The following is a 16,674-nucleotide window of genomic DNA, read 5'->3' on the forward strand; positions in this document are numbered from 1 at the left end:
CAGTATGTATTTACGTATATTATTACTTGTATTGGCTGTGGCCGTCGGCATGATGGGCGGCGCGGCGCAGACGGTGGATAACAGGCTGGAGCTGGTGGTGTCGCAGGATGGATCGGGTGATTTTACGACGATACAGGAGGCTGTCAACCATGTCCGGGATCACGCCGAAAAGCGGGTGGTCATCCATATTAAGGCGGGCACTTACAAAGAGAAGGTCGTTATCCCATCGTTCAAACGGAATATTACGTTAAGGGGTGAGGGAAAGGAGAAAACGGTGATAGCCTATGACGACTATTCGGGTAAACCCTTCCGCGGGATTGATGCGACGGGCAATCCGAAGTTCAGCACGTATACCTCCTACACCTTGCTGATAGCCGCGAACGACTGCTCGCTGGAAGCGCTGACAGTTTCGAATACGGCGGGCAGAGTAGGACAGGCTGTTGCTGTCCACACCGAGGGCGACCGGATCGTCATCCGCAACTGCAATATATTTGGAAACCAGGACACGCTTTACCTCGCCAAAGGAGGTACCCGCAATTATCTGGATAACTGTGTGATCAGCGGCACCACTGACTTTATCTTCGGCGCGGCGACAGCTTACTTTTTTAGATGTACGATAGAAAGTCTGCACAACTCATATATCACAGCGGCATCGACAACGGCCGAGGATAGCTATGGTTTTGTGTTCGAGTCATGCTCGTTAACCGCGAAAGATCAAGCGGTGAACAATGTTTATCTTGGCAGGCCGTGGCGCCCGTATGCGAAAACCGTTTTTATTAATACGGTAATGGGAAGTCATATTGCTCCTGAAGGATGGAATGCCTGGGCGGGAGACAAAAATTTTCCGGACAAAGAGAAGACGGCCTTTTATGCGGAATATGGGAGCTCCGGCCCCGGAGCGGAGGATCTGTCAAAAAGGGTGCCGTGGTCACATCAGCTAAAGAAGACCGCTCTTAAGGATTTTGCGCGTGAGAGGGTGTTAAACGGATGGAATCCACTTTAAAATACTACCTATGAGATACTATAGCCTGTTTGGCGCTTTGGCGATAGCGGCGGCCCTGCTCACGGCCTTTTCGTACCGCAAGGTGACGACGGTCTACCTTATCGGTGACTCGACCGTGGCTGACTATACGCTGGAAGACAACTACGAGAGCAGACGCTATCCGATAGCCGGCTGGGGGCAGCTATTTCAGCCATTCTTTGTCAGCGACAGCCTCAGGCATGTGAGGCATCTGCTGGGCCGGGCAAATGAAGTGGTTGTCGACAACCGCGCCAAAGGGGGGCGTAGTACGCGTACGTTCTTTCAGGAAGGACGGTGGGCGGCCGTATATCGAGACCTTCGGAAAGGTGATGTTGTCATGATACAGTTCGGCCATAATGACGGCGCGGAAAACAAGCCGGAACGCTATGTGGATACGATGGGTTATAAAGCGTTTCTCCGTCTGTTCGTTGAGCAGGCCCGTCAGAAGGGGGCACTTCCCATCCTGCTCACACCGGTGGCCCGTAACTACCCATGGCAGAAAGGTAAGCTTCAGCATGTGCACGGCGGCTACCCGCAGGCTGTAAAAGAAGTGGCTGCCGAGTTGAGTGTAAAGCTCATTGACCTGAATGAGCTTTCGATGCAGCATTTCTCGGCAAAAGGGCAGTCTTATGTTACCGAACACTATTTTATGAATCTGCCGGCGGGAAAGTTCGAGGCCTATCCCGGGGGGCAGAAAGACAATACCCATTTTCAGATAGCAGGAGGGAGGGCCGTGGCCCAGCTGGTGTTCAGCGCCATGAAGGAACTGTGAGTCTTATTCCCAAATTAGGAAATGAGCTGTTTTGTCTTTACTTTTATAGCTGCTTCTGGCAAACTTGAACCTGCTGTAGTTGTATTATTTTATGTATGGTTTTTAAAATTGTTTATCCTACTAAGAATCTATCTTCGTCGATACATAATTATTGGGAGCTCAGGGGTGAAGAGCATGACAACTGCAGCGATCGTATTTTTCCCGACGGCTGCTCGGGATTGGTGCTCAATATGGGCAATGTTTGTTTGACAGATAGCGGACGGTCGTCTTTATTGCCCGGCACAACGAGCGTTGTTGGTCCGATGACAACATACAAAGAGAGTCTCATACGAGCTGATACTCATCTGATCGGCGTCTGTTTTAAACCCGGAGCATTTGCTAATTTTTACGACTTCGTAGCACAGGACCAGTTGCTTAATGAAACCGTTCAACTGGATCGCAAAGATTCTTTCGACGTAGGCAAGTTCCTCGTTGAGGGGTGGCATTATTTTAATCGGTTCTTTTCAGCCCGGCTAAATATCCGGAACGGCTTGGTACTGGATGTAATTGAGGATATTCATTCTACATGTGGCATCCTACGGCTAGCACAAATCGTTGATCGGAATCACGTTACAATGCGAACATTGGAACGACTGTTCAAAAAACACATAGGTCTGACGCCAAAAGAATATTCAAGAATTATACGGTTACAACGGTCAATGACGATGATAAAGAACAATGTCGGCCATAAAACGCTTTCGGATATAGCCTTTGAGTGCGGTTATTATGATCATGCGCACCTTACGAACGAAATAAGGGAGTTTACCGGGCTCGCGCCTTCGATGTTGTAGTTTGTCGTTTTTTTCCAAGGTATGCTTTGGTTGCGCTATTAATTTTGCGTTATTAAAAACATTAGTATGAGGAAGCTATCATTATTTATTGCTACAAGTCTGGACGGCTTTATTGCAAAGCCCGGGGACGATCTGAATTTTTTGAACCTGGTACATAAGGAAGGGGAAGACTACGGTTACGCTGCGTTTGTTAATTCGGTCGACACGCTGATTATCGGACGGAAGACATACGATTATGTGGTCCGCGAGTTGGGTCCGGCGCACTACGACAATGGAGAACGGGACGTTTTCGTCGTCACCAGAACGGCGCGTCCCCGTCAGGGAAGGGTACAGTTTTTTAACGGAGATCTCAGGGAGCTGGTACAAGGGCTGAAGGAGCAGGACGGCGGAACGATATATTGCGACGGCGGCGCGGAGGTAATAAACGAACTGTTAAAACATGATCTGGTTGATGAGTTTATCATCTCCATTGTGCCGATCCTGTTGGGGGAAGGCGTACGGTTGTTTCAGGAGGGACGCCCAGAGCAGCTCCAGCAGTTTGTCTCGGCCACGACATTCGAAACAGGGCTGGTGCAGCTCCACTACAAACGGAACGGGCAGGGGTAGCGATTTGTCACGGCAGCGTAATAAGGTGTGTTTAATATTTTATTTAAATTATTTTACCGTACTTTTATATCAATTAATTATTTTTTTATTTATTCAAACACAATGCAAGAAGGCATAGTAAAATTTTTTAACGAAACCAAGGGTTTCGGGTTCATCACTCCAAACGAAGGCGGCCGTGAGGTTTTTGTACACTCATCAGGTCTTAAACAGGCCATTCGTGAGAACGATCACGTATCGTTCGACGTAGAACAGGGCCAGAAAGGTCCAAACGCAGTAAATGTTAAATTGATATAAAGTTAATTCTTGCATATATTGTTGAAGCCATCCCACGTCGGGATGGCTTTTTCGCATGTGGAAGGGGAGGCTCTACCGTTTTGGCCGGTGCATGCGTGGGCTTAAAGCGGACCCCGCGGTCGGCAGTCGAGACGACGGCTGGCGGCGCCGATTAAATAAAAAAACATTAACGCGCTGAAAACCAATTATTATTCTTATCTTTAAGAAGATGGTCTACTACTCACTTAATCCCATTGCATAGACCTCGAAATGATACAGACTTTTTCAGCCATAAGACGTGTCGCCGGTAGGTGGCTGCGGTTTTTAAAAGTCAAGTAAAATTCTCCGGTCATCGGGACAAGTGTTGAAGTCGGGTTTGCGGATCGACGGCGACAGGCAGCTACCAATTGCAGGAAACAGTTGCGGCGCGGGGAATCGATTCCACCTCATTAACTTTCACATCATGAGCAAAGACCAGAAAAAAGAAAAGAGCACGAAGGAAAAGACGAAATCGTCTTACCAGCAGGAAAAAAACACGACGTCTAAAGATTCTACGTTAAGTGTTTTCAGTAAAAAGAAAAAATAGAGGACATCTTCCCGGTACAGGTGCCCTGGAGATCCGGGAACGAACATGTAAACGATACAAAATGCAAAAAGGAATAGTAAAATTTTTCAACGAGCCGAGCGGCTTTGGATTTATCACCCCGGCCGGCGGAGGCAAAGACATCTTTGTGCACGCCACGGGGCTGATCGACGAAGTCAAGACGAACGACAACGTTGTTTTTGAGCTCGGCAGCAGTACGACACGCGTCAACGCGGTCAACGTGCGCAAAGCACCATAACCGGACAGGTGGCCGGGGACAGCAAGTTCTCTGGCCGTCTCCTCCGGATGGCATCAGATCGCGATTCCAACAAATATATCTAACAACCGATAAGCGAATAACAATGGATAATACCGAAGAAAACAATGAAACAACAGGAGAGATCCTGAACGACCTGCGCGGGCGTTCGGAAGAGCTCAAAAAAAGGCATGAGGCAACGGTGGCGGAAATAGGTAGGCTGAATGTCGCCATTCAGGAGGCGTTTGATCATGACCAGCATGTAGATCATAGCCACAGCGACGACAGCAAGAACGGTCAGGCGGACGAAGTCCGTTAGCTGCCTTCTGCACCTCCGTTTTCCCTTCTGCTGTAACCGCGGACCATTCGGCTCCGGGCAGGCCTCCACTGTCTCGTAGCTGATATACGTAGTCCCGATTAACGGGTCCAACAATCATCGTATATCTTCTATTCTTCGTAATCCGTAAATCGTATCCTTGTTCATTTGTAGGGCCCTAACCTTTAGCGCTACCGAACACTCTCACTTTTTTAAGGCCTAAGCCTACCCGCAATCGCGACCTAAGGAAAGATTGCTTCGTCGTCGTGCCTCCTCCTCGCAATGAATGGAAAAAAGCATAAAATACCGGCATCGGGAGGAGGCACGGCGAATCGATCTAAAACAATATAGAGGAAGTGTGCGGGCGAGACCGCGACCCGCGCCGGCATGGGGCCATACGCATAGACCGGATGTAAGGCCCGGCGTTAAAAATAGCACTGTGCCAAAGGGTGTTATAATATCTGACTGTAATATTACAAAAGTCAGAAAGTCAGCAATCGTGATTGTATTACCTTTGAGCCATGCTAAAACCGACCGGACTATCCTTATTGGAGATTTTGCTCCTTATTTTTACAGCCACAATGGTAGCGAGTGGCATCGTGATTGCGAACATCGATATACAGTGGTTCGAAGAGGTTTATGTTGTGGAAGACGGCTTCGTGGAAAACTGGACGGTTGTTCCCCTGCTCATCGCTGCGGCTTATGCGATTTATGTGTACCGGACGAAAAGGAAGGACGCCGGCTGGCGCTTTAAGTTGATGGTCGGTATGATCGCGTTGTTCTCGCTGTTTGTTGCTGGTGAGGAAATCAGCTGGGGACAGCGGCTGCTGGGGCATGAAAGCTCGGCATTTTTCCGTGAACACAATGCGCAGGGCGAGACCAACCTGCACAATATGGTGGTGGGTGGAAAAAAGATTAACAAGATTGTATTCTCACAGCTGTTGGTAGGGGCTGTAGGATGTTACCTCTTTGTTCTGCCGTTCTTTTACAGAAAGCACCGGGAGGTGCGACAAGCCGTGGACGCATGGGGCATTCCTGTGCCGCAGTTTTATCAGACAGTGGCCTGCTGCGCGCTTTTTTTGTCGATCTTGTTAATTCCTTCGGGGAAGAATGCCGAAATCCTCGAGGCTGGGATTACATCGCTTTTCCTGTTGATATTGCTGTTTCCTTACAACAGTCAACTATACCGGGCCACAGATGTGCTTTAGGTGTTCAGAGCCGTCATCCATCCCGTGTTGGGGTATGGATTGACGGTTTTCTGATTTTATTTAAGTATCTGTTCAACCGAAAAAGTATTAGGCAACCCGGCGGTATGGGGCCTTGTTTAGTTCCACCGGATATGCCTAATAGTGATTTAACTTTCGCTTTTTACCTTTAATAATATGGTTACCCGGCAGTATTTAATCGTAAACGTTGGCGATATCTATAAAGTAGTATAAGTCTTCATAGAAAATATATAAGTTGTTCGCTATATATTCAACAGGGGTGAGATAGCGTGTGAAAACATTTTTTTCTTCGTCCGGGATGATAGCGATGTGCGTATAATACATGGTACCTCCCGCATTTTTAACTTCGTTATCAGTACCATGTTCTTTAAACGAGCAGAAGTATCCAGGCTGATAATTGGGCATTCTTTCGCCCATATTGACTAAACGATATGTCGCGGTATCTAATGTTTGTCCGATCGACTGAATAGTGTCTACAGGAACGTAAACGAACTGCCTGCCTTGAGTGTAACGAAAGTTGATAATAATATCGGTCTTTTCGAAAGGAACTAAACTCTTCGAGTAGTTGGCTATTTTTATTTTCATAAATCCTTGTGGAGCAGCTTCTTCGTTATCTTGTCCATGAGGATCTAGAAAGGCGATCGGATCGTCTTCGGACGGCTGGAATAATACAAATCTCTCAGTTACGGTTGGGTCTATACTTATTATTTTTTCTAGTAATACTGATCCGCTTCTGGTATCGTAAAATTCAAATTTAGCTTCTCCTTGTGGAACGCGGACACGACCGCCAGCGGTTTGTTGTAGTTCAATGGGACTTCCATTGTATTTAACCTTTAGATGGTCAGATATTGCTGTTTTGCTTATGTCAAAATAAACCTCTCCGAACGGTGTGATACCGTCGTCATAATCCAGCTTTGCACAGGAAAATAGTATCGCACAAATTATAAAGTTGATTAAGCAATTATAAACTCGTTTTGTCATGTGTAAGAACTTCTAATTGATTGAAAGGTGAGCTTAAGAGAAGCGCATAGGCTTCCCTTAAGTTCTCGCATTACTCTGCTGTTAGTCTTGGAATTTTAATTGCAACAGAATCCTGGAGCAAAATTTGTCCAACCATTAGTCCAGAACGATGCCGGATTAGAAGGATCAACCAGGTTAGGATCAAACGCACCTTTGTAGGTTGCAGATGTACCATCCGCCGGTGAGCCGAGGTCAGGAATTAGTCCAGTTACGTTATACGCCGATCCACAGGTTAAGAATGGACTTACACCACCACCTAACTGTAGGAAGTTGTTTGCAGTAGCATTAGCACCTGTTGTATTTCCAGCTGGTGTAGCACCGGAGAAGATTGCCGACGAGCCAAAAGCATGTACCACATTGTTGGTAAATGCACTAGCCGAAGCGATCGTAGAAGAGCTTTCGAATAGAACGCCCGTAGGGAATCCACCGATAATTGAGTATTGCATATCCAGGTCAGTTGCTCTTCTCCAACGGTTGCCGTTACGCAACTTTGTTGATGTCGTGTTATAACCCAACAATGTAAAGTGACGTAGCACTGGTTTTGTGCGAGGTGATGCGCTGGTACCCGAACCGTCGTTGTCTGATTCGATACCGTTTGAATCTGAATTACCACCGCTTACGCTGTTCGTCGTGCCTGGGTTTTTCAGGCCGATAGCGTAGTTGATCGTACCTGTATAACCATGATCGAAATCGAAATCGTCGTCGTCTGTACCGATAGCCACCAAATGGTCTGCATTTACGGTACCGCCAAAGAATTCGAAAGCATCGTCAGCCGAATAAGAAACCTGGATGTGTGATAGTGTTGTACCTGAACCTACACCACCCAACGTTAAACCGTTTATTTCATTGTCGGCAGCTAAACGATAACCCGGAAATTCGATACGCACATACTTCAGGCTACCGGAATTGTCGCCATTCAATGTGTTTCCTGGGCCACCGTAAGTGATGTCTGTTCCTGCTGGTTGAGGAATACCTTCGATACGGGTTGCTACTGTACGGTTGGTTGTCGCTTTACCCAGGATAACGATACCGCCGAATGTACCGGCCGTGCTACATCCTGAACCACATCCGCCAGCGCTGGGCGAAGTGAAGACGATAGGTTGAGTAGCCGTTCCGTTCGCGATCAATTTACCTCCTTTAGCTACGACCAATACGCCTGCGATTGTCTGTAGTCCATAAGCCGGATCGTTATACGTTTTCGTTCTACCGGTAATAATGGTTGTTCCCGGGTCAATAGTCAGTGTCTGACCATCGTTGACGTACGAAACGCCGTTTAGTTTCCATAGTTTATCGTTGGTTAAGCGGGTTACGGTGATGATGCCGTTTGCATCTACCGGAATAGATGCTGTGTCGGCGCAGCTTAATGTTGCCAACGCGCCCGCAGAAGCAGCTTGATCGAAGTTACCGGTGTCGGCCGATTTTTCGCAGCTTGCCATGCTCGTCATCAAAGCTACGACAGCGAAGCCAGCTGCAACGGCGCTGTTGACACCTTTTCCACTGTTTTTTACTGATTTTATTGCACAGTTAACTTTTTCTTGTGCAGATGTTGTGATGTTTCCTAGAAAGTTCATACTTTCGTGTTTTAAATTTTTTTTAAATAATTGAGTTTTAACGAGGGTGTCGAACAACTATTGTTCACGCCTTTTTTCTTTTTTAGAATTCGGTTTCTTTACGAGCTTTTCTGCTTTGTTACCCTCCTTTCTTGTTAAAAGTTATACGTAAACGATAAGGTGATGTTCGTTCCGGTTTTTGCCCGGTATGTTGCGCGGTCGCCTTTTTCGGGCTGATAGTCGGTGTTGTGTCCTTCTTTCAGTTTCCAACCCGGGGTTTCGCCGTTTTCCCCCTGAATATTGTCGTAGGCTCCGATGTTTCTGTAAAAGGTCATGTATTCATTGAGTAGGTTCATGGCATTGAGTCTGATTTCGGCTTTCTGTTTCCACACCTTGGCGCTCAGCTGTACATCGAGCATGTTGCGTCCGTTTTCATACTCTACCATTGCGGGATTTAAATTGATTGTGTTTGTCCGGTGCCCCGAGCGGTTATAGCTTGCTGTCGCACCAAATATGGCATCCTGATAGGTGATACCCGCATTAACGATCCACGGTACTTGTCCGAAGAGCGGCCGATCCAGGGCAGGCATGCGCCTTTGTTCAAAGTTCTCTGTCGGTAGGGGTAGTGACTGTGCTTCTACTTCAGAGTGGAGCCAGGTGCCGTTGCCAAAGACGGTAAGATTATGCAGCCAGCTTCTGTCGGCGATAAAGCCCAATGATTTACGGAACTCCAATTCTACACCATAGTTGACCGCCGCATGCTGGTTCTGGAAGCTGTATAGGCTATTCTGCGTCAAAACCAGTTCGATCGGTGCATCCAGCTTTTTGTAAAAGCCGGATACGGAGATGATTTCGCCGGCTTGAGGATACCACTCGTAACGCAGATCGACATTATCTATGATTGTTGAGACGAGCTGCCTACCGGAGATATTAGCATCGAGTTCGTAATCGTAGAAACCAAAGTACGCGGTTTCCCGGAAGTCGGGCCGGATTGCCGTTTTGCTATATGCCGCCCGAATGTTCATTTGAGGGGTGAGGCTGTAAGAAAGGTTGGCCGAGGGTAATAAACGCCAATTTCGTTCACCTACGGTCATATAATATATGTAATCTGAGCCATATCTCTTTTTCGCGTATTCCTCCTGTCTGTTGTCTAGATTGTAGTGCTCGGCCCGGACACCATAAACGAGACGGAATTTTTGAAAAAAGCGCTGATCGAGCATAAGGTAGGGAGCGTGGGTCTGCATTGTCCCTTCGAACGTTGGCCCATTTAGGCTTTCAGGCCAGTAATAAGCTTGACCTGGCGCTGCTCCTACACGATCTGGGGCAAGAACGTCCCAATAGCCGCCTTCTATAGGATTGTCGATGTCAGAAAAGCTGGTATAGGGAATAACCTTGATCTGTCCCAGCGAGCGGCGTTTGTCCCAGCCGCTGTAGCCTATTTTCGCGAGGGTGTTAATGTTGGGGCCCAATAGGAAATCCTTGCTGAAGGATACTCCCCAGTTGTAGTCGGTCTCGGCTACGTCTGTCCATAGCCGAAAGTCATAATCGCTACCCAGGCGGTTCGGCATATAAATGTTTGGCGTCTGAAAGTACTCCGTTTGTCCTATAAGAGCGGTACGCCGGTAGGTCAGGCGCCGCTGATCCTGGACTTGCTGACCAATGCGGCTGATCCCCAGGGCGTAGACCATTTTTACACCGCTGCTACCCAACAGGTTTTCTCCCTCAAGTTTGTGCTGCCTTACCCAAGTAACCTGGGGGTCCTGAAACTGCTCCCGGTATTTAATATGGTTGTCAGCTCCATAGGATACGCGGTATGCCTCGTTAAAATTATCATCAAAAATCCGGGAGTACATGTTCTTTAAAGCTATTTTAAAGGTGCTGCCCTGCAGTCCGAAATTGAGTGCGGCGCCCACCGTGCTGTTAAAGCGGTAGGATGTTCCCCGTCCGTTTTCTGTACTATCCATGTAATTGACGGTTGGATCGATGTAGTTACCGCGCACGTTGTTATATTTTACCAGTACTTGCTGGTTCCGGTATGTGGCGCCGCCCGAGAAGCCCAAGCGGAGTCCGCTGTTTAGGTCGTATACGCGCCCGATTGCGAACCTCCCGTTCTGGAAGGGCACGGTCTTATACCGGTTTACACGTAGGCCGTTTGGGTCGATTCTCCGGCTCTGGGCGATGGCGTCCAGGCTGGTGTAGGGAATATCCGAGCCCGGTAATATCGGCAGGTCGTCGGGCATGCTTGGCGGATAGTCGCCATCGGGGCCAAGTGGAGGGGTATTGACATTGGTATGCCAGTGCCAGGACTGCAGTCCTTCCGGCTGTTTGCGCATGCTGCTGTTCAGTCCGAGATAATCGCCGCCCCGGCGCTCTCCCAGCATCAGAAAATCTTTACCTGCGCTTTGCGTATTGAACCCAGAGCCAATAGCGATCATGGTGAAGTTTTCGGTCGGTATATCCATGGTATTGACCGACACCTGTCCTCCCGAGAATTCGGCCGACATATCTGGCGTGGCCGTCTTGTTGACCACAACGGAGCTGACCAGTTCCTGTGGCAGTACGTCGAAGGAGAAATTGCGGCGGTTCATGCTGGTACTTGGGAGCGTCACACCGTCGATCATAGCCTGGTTGTAGCGTTCGCTAAGCCCGCGTACCACGACGTATTTATTGTCTACGGTCGTCACGCCGCTCACTCGGCGCAGCACCTGGCCGATATTGATGTCGGGGGTGCGGGCGATCTGCTCGGCCGAGATGCCGTCGGTTACGTTGGCGGCGTTCTTCTGCTGTGCGTAGAGTCCGGCGGTGCTTTCCTTTTTGAAGCTTCCGGTCACAATTACCTGGTCGAGCGTGCTGCTGGCGGGGCGAAGTACGATGTCGAGCGCCGTCAGTCCGCCGGATTTTACGTCTACCTGTGTGACACGTTTGGTCTGGTAGGCGACGTAGCTTACCTCGATGGTATAGCTTCCCGGCATCACGTTGAACGCGTAGCTGCCGTCCACGCTGCTCTGCATCGCCTGGTTGGTCTGCAGCACTCTGATGGATGCTCCGATGAGCACCTCGCCACGGTCGTCTACGATCTTACCGGCGATGCGGCCCGGCTGTTGCCGCTGTGCTGCCGGACGTCCCGTGCTCCCGTTGTGGATGGGGGAGGTTTCGTACTTTACAGCGATGTTTTTCTCTTTGACCGTAAAATGGAAGCCGTCCTGGTTTAATGCCGTGAGTACGGCGCCCAGGGTTTTCTTCCCATTATGCGTATTATCCAGCACCCTATCGCCGATGGCTTTGTCGTAATAGAATTGGTAGCCGGTCTGTTTTGTTAGCTCCTTGAACAGGGACGCGGCCGTTGTCTTCTGGCCGTAGCTGATATTGACGGGTACCTGGATACGTCCGTAGGCTTGGGCAAATAGGGGCGCAGCCGTCAGGAACAATAGATATAGTAAGCTTAGTTTGAGTAGGTGTTTTACAGTATTTTTCAATATATCCGTTAGGATAAGAACATAGAATTGCATATTTTCGTAAGGTTTTTACAAAATTTGGTTGTTAAAAATCAGAATTACTATGCGGGACGCGATCCGCTGTTTAAGGTGCCGTTTTTCCCGAACGGCACTTTTTTATTGTCTCTTTTCTACTTTTTCGTCATCATAATTTTATATGTTAAGCTATCAGTTTTGGTAAATTGAAGGTCATACGTGTTGGATAGTATGAAAAATATATCTTCGATTTTCTTGTTGTTGAAGTTTCCGTTAATCCAGCGTCGCTTCGTGTTTTCCCTGTCAAACAGCAGGTTGATGCCGTACCAGGAGCTGATCCGGTACATGGCTTCGTCGAAAGGCACATTTTCGAAGACAAGCCCTTTGGCTACCGGATTGTTGCCGACAGGGTTGAAGTCGCTCAGGACGACGTCTCCGTCGAGGAATTCGTAAGACTTGCCCGGTGTCAGGACGATAGGCGATATGTTGCGCTGTTTCGAGATGTTCTCCACCGACACCTTGCCCGTATAGAGGTTTACTTTTTCCCGTCTCACGGATGGGTTGTACTGTACAGTGAAGGAAGTTCCTAGAGCGGTGGTCTGCAGTTCGCCGGATGCTACCCGGAACGGCCGTTTAGGATCTTTGGCCACCTCAAAGAAGGCTTCCCCCTTGTCCAGGTAAATTCGGCGTTCCGTCTTTGTAAAGGTTTCTGGGTAACGCAGAACCGAACCGGGAGATACCGTCGCCATGGAGCCGTCGGGAAACGCAATTTGTTTTATCGCATCTTCATTTACCGTTACGGTAACGAGGGTCGGAACTTCATGGAACAACGGTGTGTCAAATTTGGTGAAACCGAAATATAACAGAAACATGGCAGCGATGCCGGCGGTTATGCGGTAGATCGTGCGGTGCTGCCTTTCCCGGCGCAGCTGGCTCGCATGGGATATTTTGTAGCGGATCATGGAAGCTTCCATTTCCGGAGGAGCCTCCATTTGGGCATACTTATCGAAATCCGGCTCGCCTCCGTCAAACAGACCGTGATTATCCGGAGCGCCGAACGGTTTGCCGTCGCCGTCTTTTATTTCTTTTCGGTTTTCTTTGTTTCTATTATCGCTCATTGTTTACGCATTGCCGACGGCTGTTTGTCATCGTCGTCTACTTATACATACAGGAAAACATGCGCGGAAGGTCTATCCGGAAGACACGGCCATGAGTCTGACGAGGGGAGTGTGCCGCGACGGCAGCGGGAATGGAATGATGTTGTTTTGTTGTATATATCTGATTTTTAGCTATTTGTTAATGTGTAAAGGCGTGTAGTCCTGACAAAAACACCTGGAAAATGCAGGTGTTAAGTTTTTATTAATACGATTAAAGTTTTGTTAAGTGTTTTTTTGGGGGGGACATAGGGGGCTGTTAGATAGGGGGGCAGTATCGGTTGGTTCCTCACAGGAATCTTCCGAAACCGCCCAGCGCAGCCATCGTTTTTTTAGCTTTTATCAGCTGATTCCGGACTGTTGCCTTACTGATGGACAGCTCCTGTGCTATTTCCTCGTAGTTCATGCCAAGTATCCGGGACATGACGAATATGCGGCATCTTTTTTCAGGAAGGACTACGCCCAGTTTGTCTACCAGTATCGTCAGATCCATGCGGGCGTGAAGGGCGTCCTCGCCGCCGACCTCATAATCGTCTTTTAGGCGATCCTGGGAATAGCCGGCCATCTGCTTTTTTTCCTTTTCCATCTCCTTTAACCAGTCTTGTAGTATGCTGTGGGCGATTCTGCGTAGGTATGCCTCGACGCCTTGTTCGGCGTCGAGGTTCCTCCTGTATTTCCACAGGCGGTTAAAGGTGTCGTTGCTGAGTTCATCGGCGATTTCGTGCCGATTCGTGTTTTTGTGGAAGTACAACCATATACTCTTATAGTAGGCGTCTATAACGGTGTTGAACGCGCGCTCGTTACCCTTCCGGAGTTCGTGTATGGTGGCTGCATCTACTTTTTTCATGGTATGTTTAGGTTTTGGTGCTTTTTACGTAACGTTCCTGTCTTATGCTGTATGGTTTCGATCGTTTCAGGGGCTGACGATAAAACTGGTATTTCTATCCGCGGCTTCTCTGGAATCGTAGAAGATGTGGGGCTCCCGATCGGGGAGTGCTGTGCGTGCCTTTGCGGTGATGCCGTTGATCCTTTCCAGCGCCTCCCTGATGAGCGGGTCGTCGGGGTGTCCTAACGGGAGAAGCGTTCCGCCGAGTTCATTCCGTTGGATATCTGGCGCCAGTCCCGACGGGTAGTCGCCTTCGCTGTGGGCGTTGTACAGCTTGAATACGAGTGGTTCTAAGTGCCATGCATTGTTTTTGTTGGCGTTGTTGTCCCTGATGCTGAAAGACGCCATGTCTTTGCCGAGGGTGGTTTCGCCGATCTGTATGACGGCTGTCCAGGGCCGTAGCGACTGGATCAAAAATTCGGCGGCGGAGGCGGTATGCCTACCTGTCAATATAAAAACCCGGCTTAGGGGGAGGCGCATGCTGCGTATCCCGGCGAACGGGAAGGGCGTTCCGCTATAGGTTTTGGCTATGGTTTTTGCGAAGGTTTCCCGGCGTATGCCTGCACGTTGATTGCCCCTGTACTCGATAAATATGTCGGTATCGTCCACGGGACATAGGGCGGCGGCGAGGGCGGCACATACGCCGACGTCGCCCCCTGCGTTGTATCGGAGATCGATGATAAGCTCTTTTGCGCCGGCCTGCCGGAAGGCGTCGAACGCCTGCACAAGGTCGTGCCGGTAGCGGCCATCGAACGAGTTGTAAAACAGGTATGCTACCGGCGTCGGCGAATCGTTAAACGTCTTATAGAGGTAGACCGGGTTTTCGGATACGGTGCCCGCTGGTATGGTGATCTTTCCGGCTTCTGCGACATCGAGTGTTATTGAACGCTGTGCAACGGCGGCGCCGATCAGGTTCTGTATGTTGCCGGCTGTAGGCGCGGTGCCGTCGATGTGTGTGATGCGCTGCCCGCGCTGCAGTCCTGCCGCCGCCGCCCGGGAACCGGGGACTACCAGCGCGACCGTGGCCTGCGGAGCTCCGCCACCAGCGCTGTAAAGGATCAGCTCCAGTCCAAAGTGCTGCACCGGAGAGGGCAGATAGCTTTCGGGTACAGCGTTATGGTAGATTCTGGAAAACCTATCCTGCGGGTTTTTTAGCGTCGCAAAGAACGGCAGCGGATCTTTATTGAGATCGGGATTGCGGGGCAGACTGCTGTTCCAGTAGTAGTACACCTGCATGCTGTCAAGTATCCAATCGTTGATATATTGGTTGGATCCGGCCGGGTAATCCGGTTCGGGGCCGTCTTTTTTACAGGCGGAAAGAACCAGCACAAGAGCGGTCCAAAGGGCGTTTTTAAAGTGAAATTTATACCCTGCATCCATAGCGTAGATAACTAGCACCACAAATCTACTATATGCAAAGTAAATTAATTGTTAAGTTATGGGGTGCGTGTTAATCTTTTTATTAAGAAATATCAAACCGGTTGTAGAAAAAGGGATAGCGGCGGATTAGCGCGATCCGCCGCTATGCAGATATTTACTTCTGCAAAATGAGACAAGACGATTCTTTTTTTTCTACCCATTCTCCATGGCCAATGTCAAGTCGGTTACGAATTCCAGCCCCGTGGTGGTATGTGCTTTGACAATGATCTTATACCGTCCGGCCTCTAAAGTATTGTTCTGTCTGACCGTGACGGATCCGGTCCCGGCGTTGATCCTGAATATCTCATCTTTATTGTCGTATGGTCTTCCGTCTTTTTCGATGGACACGATGCTAAATGCCGATCGGTATGTTTCGGGGTATAACACGGGCGCTGCCGAGGTGTAGCTATTGGATAGCCCGATATGTATGAGATTGAGCAAAATAGTGAGGTTGTATTCAGGGTAGTAGGAGCCGTAGAAGAACTTGATCTGCGGAATAAAAATCACGCGGAATGTTGTCGATGCTACGGGAAATCCGTCTTTCAGGAGTGCGGGGGTAAGGTCGTAGCTCACTTCTGCCTCCTTTTTGGGGTCGCCGGCTGTACTGTTGAATACGATTGTGTTTTCCTCTATGACGGCAACCGGCTGACCTTCGTTCTGCGCGGAAAGGTGCCACTCCAAACCTTCCGTCGCAATATCGGGCGATCCGAGCGTAAAGGTAGGAGCGACGTCGCTATACAGGGCATAAGCGTACGGGATTTCACCGTTGTTTTGTAAGCCCTGTACCTGCACACTTCGGGGCGCTACCGTCAGGGAGATGGTTTCTTTGCCCACGGTGGTTCCGTTGTCCATGAGGGCAACGACTGTCACGCGATAATCTTCGGGTAGGGTGACGCCGGTGGTTACCGATTGTACGCCGTTTGGATATATCGCACGGCTGTTTATATATATCTGGCCTTTTTTTGTGTCCAGGCGTACGGCCTGAATGAGTTTGTCGTGCAGGCTGCCCGCGCCCACTGCTACATTTTCGGTTTCATCAAACCGGATCTGAAATGTGAGGTTCTGCTCCCCTGAGGCTACCGCCGGTATCGTGATGGTCGTCTCGGCCCCGTAATCGAGGTGTATGGCTTCGGGAAGATCGAGCTGAACGGAGAGGTCCTGCGGCGCGTCGTCTTTGGTGCAGGAGGTGACGGCCGACATGAGCCATACGAGGCAACAGGAAATGGTCAATAGCTTAATATAAGTTTTCATAAACATAAAATTTTCGGCGAAGGTAGCACATATATTTAATA

The 16,674-nt window shown here is 49.2% G+C and carries 16 protein-coding genes; 9 read left to right on the forward strand and 7 right to left on the reverse strand.

The window, feature by feature from the left end:
* The first annotated feature begins 4 nt into the window (after window positions 1-4).
* The 9 genes from BC792_RS11925 to BC792_RS11960 all read left to right on the forward strand — a co-directional run bounded on the left by BC792_RS11925 (window position 5) and on the right by BC792_RS11960 (window position 5,865).
* Window positions 5-1,003 (forward strand): pectinesterase family protein, encoded by a 999-nt coding sequence (locus tag BC792_RS11925; RefSeq protein ID WP_148909242.1) that lies wholly within the window; start codon window positions 5-7, stop codon window positions 1,001-1,003.
* A gap of 10 nt (window positions 1,004-1,013) precedes the next feature.
* A complete protein-coding gene (locus BC792_RS11930) occupies window positions 1,014-1,793 on the forward strand; it encodes a rhamnogalacturonan acetylesterase (protein ID WP_148909243.1) in 780 nt (259 codons plus the stop codon).
* Window positions 1,794-1,888: 95 nt separating this feature from the next.
* Window positions 1,889-2,623 (forward strand): helix-turn-helix transcriptional regulator, encoded by a 735-nt coding sequence (locus BC792_RS11935; protein ID WP_148909244.1) that lies wholly within the window; start codon window positions 1,889-1,891, stop codon window positions 2,621-2,623.
* A 66-nt stretch (window positions 2,624-2,689) separates the two neighbouring features.
* Window positions 2,690-3,229, forward strand: coding sequence for a dihydrofolate reductase family protein (locus tag BC792_RS11940; protein ID WP_148909245.1), 540 nt, complete (start codon window positions 2,690-2,692; stop codon window positions 3,227-3,229).
* 102 nt (window positions 3,230-3,331) lie between these two features.
* Complete coding sequence (locus tag BC792_RS11945; protein ID WP_148909246.1) at window positions 3,332-3,523, forward strand: cold-shock protein; 192 nt, start codon at window positions 3,332-3,334, stop codon at window positions 3,521-3,523.
* A gap of 442 nt (window positions 3,524-3,965) precedes the next feature.
* Window positions 3,966-4,088, forward strand: coding sequence for a hypothetical protein (locus tag BC792_RS18720; protein ID WP_262713451.1), 123 nt, complete (start codon window positions 3,966-3,968; stop codon window positions 4,086-4,088).
* Between the two features lie 61 nt (window positions 4,089-4,149).
* Complete coding sequence (locus BC792_RS11950; RefSeq protein ID WP_148909247.1) at window positions 4,150-4,344, forward strand: cold-shock protein; 195 nt, start codon at window positions 4,150-4,152, stop codon at window positions 4,342-4,344.
* A gap of 103 nt (window positions 4,345-4,447) precedes the next feature.
* A complete protein-coding gene (locus BC792_RS11955; RefSeq protein WP_148909248.1) occupies window positions 4,448-4,660 on the forward strand; it encodes a hypothetical protein in 213 nt (70 codons plus the stop codon).
* 518 nt (window positions 4,661-5,178) lie between these two features.
* Complete coding sequence (locus tag BC792_RS11960) at window positions 5,179-5,865, forward strand: hypothetical protein (RefSeq protein WP_148909249.1); 687 nt, start codon at window positions 5,179-5,181, stop codon at window positions 5,863-5,865.
* 192 nt (window positions 5,866-6,057) lie between these two features.
* Here the strand turns inward: BC792_RS11960 and BC792_RS11965 are convergent, their stop codons facing one another.
* The 7 genes from BC792_RS11965 to BC792_RS11995 form a co-directional block, all read right to left on the reverse strand.
* Window positions 6,058-6,864 (reverse strand): hypothetical protein, encoded by an 807-nt coding sequence (locus BC792_RS11965; protein WP_148909250.1) that lies wholly within the window; start codon window positions 6,862-6,864, stop codon window positions 6,058-6,060.
* Window positions 6,865-6,959: 95 nt separating this feature from the next.
* Window positions 6,960-8,474: a hypothetical protein gene (locus tag BC792_RS11970; RefSeq protein ID WP_148909251.1), complete on the reverse strand. Its 1,515-nt coding sequence runs from the start codon at window positions 8,472-8,474 to the stop codon at window positions 6,960-6,962.
* A gap of 134 nt (window positions 8,475-8,608) precedes the next feature.
* The gene (locus BC792_RS11975; protein WP_148909252.1) at window positions 8,609-11,962 is read right to left on the reverse strand and encodes a TonB-dependent receptor; all 3,354 of its coding nucleotides are present in this window, start codon (window positions 11,960-11,962) and stop codon (window positions 8,609-8,611) included.
* A 116-nt stretch (window positions 11,963-12,078) separates the two neighbouring features.
* Window positions 12,079-13,041 (reverse strand): FecR family protein, encoded by a 963-nt coding sequence (locus tag BC792_RS11980; protein WP_148909253.1) that lies wholly within the window; start codon window positions 13,039-13,041, stop codon window positions 12,079-12,081.
* A 325-nt stretch (window positions 13,042-13,366) separates the two neighbouring features.
* Window positions 13,367-13,924 carry an RNA polymerase sigma factor gene (locus tag BC792_RS11985; protein WP_148909254.1) on the reverse strand — a complete coding sequence of 186 codons (558 nt, stop codon included), beginning with the start codon at window positions 13,922-13,924 and terminating at the stop codon, window positions 13,367-13,369.
* Between the two features lie 66 nt (window positions 13,925-13,990).
* A complete protein-coding gene (locus BC792_RS11990; RefSeq protein WP_148909255.1) occupies window positions 13,991-15,364 on the reverse strand; it encodes a S41 family peptidase in 1,374 nt (457 codons plus the stop codon).
* A gap of 171 nt (window positions 15,365-15,535) precedes the next feature.
* Window positions 15,536-16,633 carry a hypothetical protein gene (locus BC792_RS11995; protein ID WP_148909256.1) on the reverse strand — a complete coding sequence of 366 codons (1,098 nt, stop codon included), beginning with the start codon at window positions 16,631-16,633 and terminating at the stop codon, window positions 15,536-15,538.
* Window positions 16,634-16,674 lie beyond the last annotated feature (41 nt).

This window comes from Sphingobacterium allocomposti, from assembly GCF_008124885.1.
Taxonomy (GTDB): domain Bacteria; phylum Bacteroidota; class Bacteroidia; order Sphingobacteriales; family Sphingobacteriaceae; genus Sphingobacterium; species Sphingobacterium allocomposti.

Coding starts and splice junctions, on each gene's coding strand:
- BC792_RS11925 (WP_148909242.1), top strand. CDS start 5: ATGTATTTACGTATATTATTACTTGTATTGGCTGTGGCCGTCGGCATG.
- BC792_RS11930 (WP_148909243.1), top strand. CDS start 1,014: ATGAGATACTATAGCCTGTTTGGCGCTTTGGCGATAGCGGCGGCCCTG.
- BC792_RS11935 (WP_148909244.1), top strand. CDS start 1,889: ATGGTTTTTAAAATTGTTTATCCTACTAAGAATCTATCTTCGTCGATA.
- BC792_RS11940 (WP_148909245.1), top strand. CDS start 2,690: ATGAGGAAGCTATCATTATTTATTGCTACAAGTCTGGACGGCTTTATT.
- BC792_RS11945 (WP_148909246.1), top strand. CDS start 3,332: ATGCAAGAAGGCATAGTAAAATTTTTTAACGAAACCAAGGGTTTCGGG.
- BC792_RS18720 (WP_262713451.1), top strand. CDS start 3,966: ATGAGCAAAGACCAGAAAAAAGAAAAGAGCACGAAGGAAAAGACGAAA.
- BC792_RS11950 (WP_148909247.1), top strand. CDS start 4,150: ATGCAAAAAGGAATAGTAAAATTTTTCAACGAGCCGAGCGGCTTTGGA.
- BC792_RS11955 (WP_148909248.1), top strand. CDS start 4,448: ATGGATAATACCGAAGAAAACAATGAAACAACAGGAGAGATCCTGAAC.
- BC792_RS11960 (WP_148909249.1), top strand. CDS start 5,179: ATGCTAAAACCGACCGGACTATCCTTATTGGAGATTTTGCTCCTTATT.
- BC792_RS11965 (WP_148909250.1), bottom strand. CDS start 6,864: ATGACAAAACGAGTTTATAATTGCTTAATCAACTTTATAATTTGTGCG.
- BC792_RS11970 (WP_148909251.1), bottom strand. CDS start 8,474: ATGAACTTTCTAGGAAACATCACAACATCTGCACAAGAAAAAGTTAAC.
- BC792_RS11975 (WP_148909252.1), bottom strand. CDS start 11,962: ATGCAATTCTATGTTCTTATCCTAACGGATATATTGAAAAATACTGTA.
- BC792_RS11980 (WP_148909253.1), bottom strand. CDS start 13,041: ATGAGCGATAATAGAAACAAAGAAAACCGAAAAGAAATAAAAGACGGC.
- BC792_RS11985 (WP_148909254.1), bottom strand. CDS start 13,924: ATGAAAAAAGTAGATGCAGCCACCATACACGAACTCCGGAAGGGTAAC.
- BC792_RS11995 (WP_148909256.1), bottom strand. CDS start 16,633: ATGAAAACTTATATTAAGCTATTGACCATTTCCTGTTGCCTCGTATGG.